The sequence below is a fragment of the Candidatus Chloroploca asiatica genome (assembly GCF_002532075.1).
Lineage (GTDB): Bacteria > Chloroflexota > Chloroflexia > Chloroflexales > Chloroflexaceae > Chloroploca > Chloroploca asiatica.
In genome coordinates this window covers 1-1,752 of the sequence record NZ_LYXE01000007.1, presented here as the reverse complement: position 1 = coordinate 1,752, position 1,752 = coordinate 1, and the positions used below count along the sequence as shown (strand labels likewise).

The window sequence follows — 1,752 nt, the reverse complement described above, 5'->3', positions numbered from 1 at the left end:
GGAGACTGCTGAAAAAGTCCGACCCACAGCAGGTGAAACAATGGGTATACCCATCCAACCGATAAAGATCGTCTGTGCCCACCGCCTGCATCGGTGCCGCTTCCGGTGGGAAGCGAGGCGTTTAAACCGCTACCGGATAAACATCGCTCGGGGCGGCCCTGGACGGGGCGGGGTTCCCCAGCAGGTGCACCATACGTTTGATATTGACCACCAGCCCGGTCAAGAGATATTGGATGCGCACGCGGGCACGACCGCGATAGCGTGCCCAGCGCCCCGCATGGCGGCGCACCACATCAGCCAGCTTGCGCTCAATCGCCGGATGCTCACGCCGGATCTGGCGATACGCCTCCGAGGTTGCGTATGCCCGCGCCGCCGCATACTCCACCGCGTAATCATTGATCACGACCTGGCGCCCGGTGGCTTTCGGCAGGCGAGTCAGGCATTGGGCGAACAAGGCACAGGTGGCACAATCACTGCGGCGGAAGCTATACTTCCAGCCCGTATCCACGTGGTTCCGGATGCGGCGCGTCGTGGTCTGCTCGCCAGGGCAGGTCAACGTCCCCTGCGCGGCATCATGCTGAAAGTCCTCTGCCGTGAAGGACGACGTGGGCTTTTCACGAACAGGTGGCACCACCACCTCCAGATTCAGTCCGTCCGGATCGTGCCATTCCCGCAGCAGTTCGCCACGAAACCCGGCCTTATCGATCGACAGGGTCTGCACGTCATTGCCGTGAATGGTTTCTTCATGGCGAATCAAGTCCGTCGCATCGGCGGCTTCATCGCCATTGGCGGGCAACACCTCCAGGGCGGTGATGATCTGGCTGTCGGCATCCATCGCCACGTCGAGCAGGTACCCGGTGAAGAACGCCCCGTGCTTGCCCCGCCGGGCATCAGGGTCGTGGAGGCTGACAATGTGATCCCCTCCGGTGGAATCATCACGATCCGCGAGGATCGTGTGCGCCAGCGCCAGCGCCTCAGCAAACAGACGCCGATCCGTGGGTGTGGGATGCGGCAATGGCCCCAGGCCTGCACTGACCTGATCAGCCCAGTCCACGATCTGGCGCAACTGGGCGACCCGCTGGAGCAGGCGTTCCTCGCCAGACAGGTCACTGGTGGCGGTGCGAATGGCCTGAGCGTGCGCCCGTTCCGCGGCAACCCGCTCCGGAGCAAAGGGTTCGGCTGCGTCCAGCAGGCACTCGCGGGTCTGCGCCACCAGCCGAATGGTCGAGGGGATCGCGATGGTGGCGATGATATGGGTCGCGTCTTTGAGCCGCAGGCGATCCTTCACCAAGCCTGCCGTGCGCGCCTGGGCGACGACCCCATCAAAGATTTGGGCGTAGATCTTCCAACCCAGGCGGGCGCGAAAGATGGTCAGCAAGCTCGGATGCGGGAGGGAGGCCGTCAGCCCCACCTGCAAAAAGAGGCGAAAGGCGACATTGACCTGCGCCTGCGTACACACCTCGCGATCCGACAGGCGGTACTGCGTTTGCAGGAAGCCCAGCTTCAACAGCAGCACCGGATCGGCGGCCGGGCGTCCTTCGGTGGGGTGATAGCACGCGGCCATCGTCTCCCGATAGCGCTCAAAATCGACCACCTGCAGCACCTGACGCAGATAATGGTCGGCGGGCACCAGCGCGTCAAACACCTGATGATCGTGGTCACTCAGCGTTGGGGCAGAGGTTGGCTTCAACATAACGCACTCCTTGCGTGGAGTCCATCGTACCACGGCAGGCCACATTTTTCAGCAGTCTC

Annotated in this window: 1 protein-coding gene; it reads right to left on the bottom strand. The window is 63.1% G+C overall.

Annotated features, from left to right (window positions below; genetic code table 11):
* Positions 1–121: 121 nt before the first annotated feature.
* Positions 122–1,693 carry an IS1182 family transposase gene (locus A9Q02_RS00290; protein ID WP_172450446.1) on the bottom strand — a complete coding sequence of 524 codons (1,572 nt, stop codon included), beginning with the start codon at positions 1,691–1,693 and terminating at the stop codon, positions 122–124.
* Positions 1,694–1,752: the final 59 nt, after the last annotated feature.